Here is a 6,332-nt window from a genome sequence, read left to right on the forward strand (position 1 = left end):
GCTTCTTCATCACTTCGCCTCCTGATCCGTCAACCGCGCCATGCGCCGGAGCCAGCCCACCGGCGACGATGCCATCATCCACCCAACCGCAGGGTGCGCGTCCTCAACCATAGGACGCCAAACCGCACATTTCCAGGAATCCCTTACGATCCGGTCACGAACAAGCCCGTCGCACCTGCGCAGGTCATACCCAAAAAAGCCCGGGACCAGACACGCTTATGGTCGCACCGTGTCGATCACCAGGCGGACATCCCCGCGGCCCACGGACACGCCTTCCAGGATGCCCTCGAGGTCGCCGGGGCGCGCCTCCGAGTCTCCATGGCGGGACACGCGTGCCACCAGGGTGATGCTCTCATGGTTGGAAAGCACGTGATCGGGGCTCACCGCCAGGCTGTCGTCCAGGGTGAAGTCGACTGGCAGCTGATCGAGGCGGGTGCGCAGGCCCGCCAGGGGCTGCAGGCCACCGGTCGCCGTACGCGCGAAGAGATAGACGGTATCGCCGGGTTCGGCTTGTCCTGCCAGATCGGTAGCCAGTTCGACGCGACCGCTGATCACCGCAGCGTCTGCCGGCGCGCCCCCCGGCCCGCCAAAGGCCTCCGTATGCCCGAGTGCGCGTGCGCTGCGCACCATCGCGCTCAACTCGGCGTGCGCCGGGCTGCCCTCCGGGGTCTGGCGCAGCAGTTGGTTCCAGAAATACCCCGCCGTGCTGTACTCCCGGTTCTGGTAGGCATGAATGCCCGACATCTCCAGCGCCTTTGGATCTTCGGGATCCAGGAGCAGCGCCTCGCGCACCAATTCGATAGGCCGGCCGCTGAGGTCGCGCCCCGCATTGACCGCCATCGCCTCGGCATAGCCGGACATCACGACCGGCGTATCCGGCATCACCGCGTACGCGCGCGCATAGGCCACCTCGGCATCCTGCCAGCGATCCCGGGCGATGTAGGCATTGGCCAGGAACGTCCAGCTCAAGCCATCCTCGGGATCGTCGCGGACGTTCTGTTCCAGCGTCGCCAGCGCCTCATCGACCTGTTCCTCCAGCCGGGCCAGCGCCTCCTGCACCTTCCGCTCCCGCTCCTGCTCGGCCTGGTCGGCAACCGCCTGCTGGATCACGAACCCGGGGTCGCCGGCGACGAGATACAACCCCAGCGCCAGGGCCGGAATTACCGCGACCAGGGCCATCCCCAGTCCCCGGCTACGGGCCGGAGCGCTAGCGGCCACCGGGTCCCCGTTGCAAGCGTCCCGGGCCAGTCGCGCCTCCAGCTCGGTGCGGGCCACATCCATCTGTTCATCGTTGAGCAGACCGTTGCGATGATCGTCCTCCAGTTCCCGGTACTGATCACGGTAGACGGCGATATTCAGCTCCCGCCGATCCGGGCCATGGCTGGCCGGCGGTCGCCGAAACAGGGGCGGCAACACCCACGCGAGCACGGCGGCAAGAATCAGAACAGCAGCGATCCAGAAAGGGGCGACGGTCACAATGGCATTCAAGGGGATTACCTCTCTTCTTGGTGCGAAAGCCGGGACGCCGTGCCGGAGGCGATCGGTGAACCCGGATGGCGGGAATGATCCGACCGAAGCAACCGCGCGGCCTCGCGCAGTGCCTCGGGGCTGACGTCGGCCTGTGGCCGCAGGGTCCGGCGCCGGTGCAGCGTGGCCAGGGCCAGAGCAATGCCGATGAGCAGAAAGGCGAGCGGGCCGCCCCACAGAACATACGTAAGCGGCTTCACCGGTGGGCGATAGAGGACGAAGTCGCCGTAGCGCGCGACCAGGGACTCCACCACAGCATCGTCGGTCAACCCCGCGCGCATCATCTCGCGGATCTCCTCGCGCAGGTCGAGTGCGAGCGAGGCGCGGGATTCGGCCAGCGATTCGTTCTGGCAGACAACACAGCGCAAATCCTCGGCCAGGTGGTTCAGACGGGCCTCCAGCGCCGGGTCGTCGGTGTTGGGCGTGGCCGGCAGGCTGGCGGCGCCCAACACCGGGAGCAGGAAGACCGCGAGTACGAGCAGGCGTAGACGGCAGCTCACAACTGCAACTCCCGAAGCAGGGGCTCGAACTTGCTCTTCCAGATGACGGGGGTGATCGGCCCCACGTGCTTCATGCGAATCATGCCGTCGCGGTCGATCACGAAGGTCTCCGGCGTCACGGTGACCCCGTAGCGAATCGCGACGCGCCCGTCGTGGTCGTCCACCGCGGCGACGTAAGGGCTGCCGTTGCGGGCGAGCAGTGGTGCGGCCTCGCGGTCCAGGTCCTTCCAGGTCAGGCCGTAGACCGGCACCCGGCCCCCGACCATCCTCGGCAGATGCCTGTGCTCTTCCAGGCAAACACTGCACCAAGGGGCCCAGATGTTCAGCAGCCAGACGTCGCCGCGCACCTCGGATGGGGAGAAGGTTTCCCCGGGACGCCCGACCACCGGCAAGGTGAAATCGGGCGCCGGCCGGCCCACCAGCGGCGAGGGCACCTCCTTGGGATTCAGGTACAGCCCCAGGTACAGGAAAACCCCGAGTACCGCGAAGACCAGCAACGGGATCCAGCGCCTCATGCCACACCCTCCCGGGTGATGGAGCGCAGGGGCTCGGGCGCCGGAGCGGGGTCCGACCGGCGGCGCAGCGCCACCCGGTAGCGCCTGTCGGCAGCCGCCAACCCGCCGCCCAGAGCCAGCAGTAACGTTCCCGCCCAGAGCCATCCCACGAACGGCTTGTGATAGACGCGCACGGTCCAGGCCCCATCGCCCAGCGGATCCCCGAGCGAGACGTACACATCGCGGAACGGCCCGTAGTTCACGGCGGCCTGGGTCATGATCATGCCGGAGGCGTTGTAATTGCGCTTTTCGGGATACAGCGTGAAGGAACGTCCCCAGGGAGTCGTCACGTCCATCGTGCCACGTCCGGCCAGGTAATTCGGGCCCGGCAGTTCCTCGACCCCCTGGAAAACGAATCGATGCCCGGCCAGTTCCAGGTGGCTGCCGATCGGCATGCGCACGTCGCGCTCGGTCTCGTAGTTGGAGACGATGGTGACGCCGACCACCAGCAGGGCCAGACCGGCATGCGCAAGCTGCATGCCCCAGAAGGCCCGAGGCAGCCGTGCAAGCTGCCGGACCCTGCTGCCGCGGTGGTGCTGCAACCGAAGGGCAAAGCCCTTGAGCACCGTGAACAGGATCCAGAGCGCGAGGAACACGCCCAGTGTCACCTGCAGGTTCATGCCATCCAGGGTCAGCGGCAACAGCGCCGCGGTGACCAGCGCCACGGCAAAGGCCCCCTTCAGGCGCCACATCAGGTCGGGCAGATCCGCCTGCTTCCACCGGGCCAGCGGACCGACCCCGACCAGGAACAGTACCGGCGCCACCAGCGGCACGAATACCGCGTTGAAGTACGGAGGACCCACGGAAATCTTGCCGAGACCCAGCGCATCGAGGAACAGGGGATACAAGGTACCGAGCAGCACCGCGCCGAGTGCGGCGATCAGAAACACGTTGTTGGCGAGCAGCAGGGACTCGCGCGAGAACCAGCCAAAGGAACCACCACCCATCATGCGCGGCGCGCGCAGCGCGTAGAGCGTCAACGAGCCGCCGACCACCAGGCCGAGGAAGATCAGGATGAACAGCCCCCGGGTCGGGTCGGTGGCAAATGCGTGGACCGACGACAGCACGCCGGAACGCACCAGGAAGGTGCCAAGCAGCGACAGCGAGAAGGTTGCAATCGCCAGCAATACCGACCAGTTGCCGAAGACACCGCGTTTCTCTGTCGCCGCGAGCGCGTGAATCAGTGCGGTGCCGGCCAGCCAGGGCATCAGCGAGGCGTTCTCGGTCGGATCCCAGAACCACCACCCGCCCCAACCCAGCTCGCGGTAGGCCCACCAGCTGCCCAATCCGACGCCCAGGGTCAGAAAGGTCCAGGCCGTCGTGGTCCACGGTCGCGACCAGCGGGCCCAGGCAGCATCCAGCCTGCCGGACAACAGCGCCGCAATCGCAAAGGCGAAGGCGACGGAGAAACCGACGTAGCCCATGTAGAGCAACGGCGGGTGCGAGACCATCCCGAGATCCTGCAGCAATGGATTCAGGTCGCGCCCGTCGGCCGGGATTGGAAACAGCCGCTCGAACGGGCTGGAGGTCAAGAGGAGCAGCGCGAGAAATCCGACGCTGATCAGTCCCATCACGCCGAGGACCCTTGCGACCATCTCCTCGGGCAGTTGCCGCGAGAACACCGCCACCGCTGCGGACCAGCCTGCGAGGATCACGGTCCACAGCAGCAGCGACCCTTCGTGGGAGCCCCAGGTCGCGGTGAAGCGATACACCGCGGGCAGCTGGGAAAACGAATTCTGTGCGACGTTCTTGACCGAAAAATCATGGGTCAGGAACGACCATGCCAGTGCGGCGAATGCCAGCACGAGCAATGCGAACTGTGCCTGTGCCAGAGGCTTGGCCAACGCCATCAGCCGGCTGTCACCACGGTGGGCACCGACCAGGGGAATACTGCCCTGCATCAGTGCGAGTGCCAGCGCCAGCGCGATTGCAAACTGACCCAACTCGGGGATCATGCCTCACCGCCCTGGGTTTGCCGTTGCAGGATCCACGAATGCGAAGCACGCGAGGCGGCGGCGTTGCGTGCGCACGCCGGGATGCGATGAAAATCGCTGCACACGGGTGAGCCCGGGGTGCTGGAAGTCTTTGGCATCAGATTTACCACAGCGAAACCTGGAAAGAAGGAGCCGGTGACCAGCACCGGCTCCTCAGGTTGCCTGCCGTAACGCCTACCTCGATGCCACCTGCGCATCGATCGCGTCATTCAGCAGCTTGATTGCTTCCTTGCTCTTGTCAATGGACAGAGTCAGTGACTTACGTGCGTCGTCGGGGTTATGGAAGCCCACCGAGTTCTCGGCAGTCCACCATTCCCAGTACAGATGGGCGTCATAATGCAATGCACGCACCTCGTTCAGTACGTCTTCAGACACTCCGGCCCGCTTCGCCACAGGGAACAGATCGATCATCTGCGCCAGCCAGTACTCGGCCTTCACGATCTTGCCGTGCGTGTAGTTCTTGATGTAGTCGATCGCGTACTCGGCCTGATCTGCGGTCCAGTAGTCGTGGCAGTTGAGACAGGTCGTCTCGATGCGGCTGCGCGGGCTGCGCTGACCGTGGTCGGTGTAGACCTTGCCGTTCTCCAGCTTGACCTTGGGCATGTGGCAGTCGGCACAGGCAACGCCGGCCCGCTCATGCTTGGAACCCCAGAAGGTCTCGGCCTCGGGATGCTGCAGCTTCGGCAATGGCGCACCCGTCGTCGCATGCCGGAAGTCGAAGAAATCGATCTTCTCGGCGGCTTCCTTGTAATCGAACACATTGGCCCAGAAGAAATGGTTGGCACGACGGTCGTCCATACCGACGCTTGCACCATCACTCAACTGAGAGCCCGGGTTGCAGTTGTATTCCACATGGCACTGGGCGCACATCAGGTTGGAGTCGGCCATCGACAGCAGACCGATCGAACGGAAGTCCTCACCGCCACGCTGGAAGGTCACTTTCTCCATGGTGATGAGTTCGCTCTTCTGCGCATCCTGCGGATACGTACCCAGCCCTTCGTCCACCACTGCGTGGATCAGGCCATCCCGCACGACACGTGGCCCGGCGGAGTGGGGATCGTGGCACATGAAGCAGTTCAACGGGTGATTCAGATCGCGAGCGAACTCAACCACGTTCGAGGTCCGGCTCCATTTGGCAGCGTCATGCTCGTCGCCCATGTAGGCCCAATCGAGGATGTGATCCTGCGTCTTGCAGTTGAGGCATACAGGGTTGGCGGCGGTGGCTGTTTGTGACAGGAAACGCCGTTGGTCCGAGGTCTCCGGATCCATGTCCTTCAGCACCGTCCAGGCACCCCGCACGGCACCCATGCCATCGGTGACCTTGGTCCAGTCCTGATACTGGAAGCGGCCACCGTAGGCACGGTCGACGATGAAATGATCGACCAGCATGAAGGCGTGACTGCGGGGCTCGGCGTGCTCGAAAGCGAAACCGTGCCCTGCAATCAGCTTGTCGAACATCGGAGACCGACTTGTCGGAGTCGCTTTCTCCATCCGCGGATGCGACTCGTGGTGCACGTGGACGAAGGAATTGAACTGCGCCATGTGACAGGTCGCGCAGGCTTCCAGGTCCATACGGGTAACCGGGCGCTCACCCATGCGCCGGGTACTGGCGGTCTCGACATGTTCACTGGCATCGTGGCAGTGCACGCAGTTCACGGTCGCGTGCTTGTTGTCCGCGTGCATGTCCTCGATCTGCGCATGGCAGTCGTAACACTGCATCGCGTCCACGGGTTTGAGCGGCTTTTTCTCGCCTTCCG

5 protein-coding genes are annotated in these 6,332 nt (G+C 64.8%); all 5 read right to left on the bottom strand.

The genetic code is table 11. The features are described from left to right. Nucleotides 1-216: 216 nt before the first annotated feature. On the bottom strand, nucleotides 217-1,488 hold the full coding sequence (gene ccmI, locus EA346_RS08625; protein WP_296757590.1) for a c-type cytochrome biogenesis protein CcmI: 1,272 nt from the start codon (nucleotides 1,486-1,488) through the stop codon (nucleotides 217-219). A 5-nt stretch (nucleotides 1,489-1,493) separates the two neighbouring features. Beyond that, nucleotides 1,494-2,027, bottom strand: a complete 534-nt coding sequence (locus EA346_RS08630) for a cytochrome c-type biogenesis protein (RefSeq protein WP_296757592.1) — start codon at nucleotides 2,025-2,027, stop codon at nucleotides 1,494-1,496. Further along, complete coding sequence (locus EA346_RS08635; protein WP_296757594.1) at nucleotides 2,024-2,542, bottom strand: DsbE family thiol:disulfide interchange protein; 519 nt, start codon at nucleotides 2,540-2,542, stop codon at nucleotides 2,024-2,026. Before EA346_RS08635 ends, EA346_RS08630 begins: the two co-directional genes overlap by 4 nt. Further along, complete coding sequence (locus tag EA346_RS08640) at nucleotides 2,539-4,536, bottom strand: heme lyase CcmF/NrfE family subunit (protein ID WP_296757596.1); 1,998 nt, start codon at nucleotides 4,534-4,536, stop codon at nucleotides 2,539-2,541. Before EA346_RS08640 ends, EA346_RS08635 begins: the two co-directional genes overlap by 4 nt. A gap of 213 nt (nucleotides 4,537-4,749) precedes the next feature. Next, nucleotides 4,750-6,332, bottom strand: a 1,583-nt coding sequence (locus EA346_RS08645; RefSeq protein ID WP_296757598.1) for an ammonia-forming cytochrome c nitrite reductase subunit c552, incomplete at its 5' end; no start/stop codon positions are given.

The organism is Thioalkalivibrio sp., assembly GCF_007692535.1.
GTDB lineage: Bacteria > Pseudomonadota > Gammaproteobacteria > Ectothiorhodospirales > Ectothiorhodospiraceae > Thioalkalivibrio.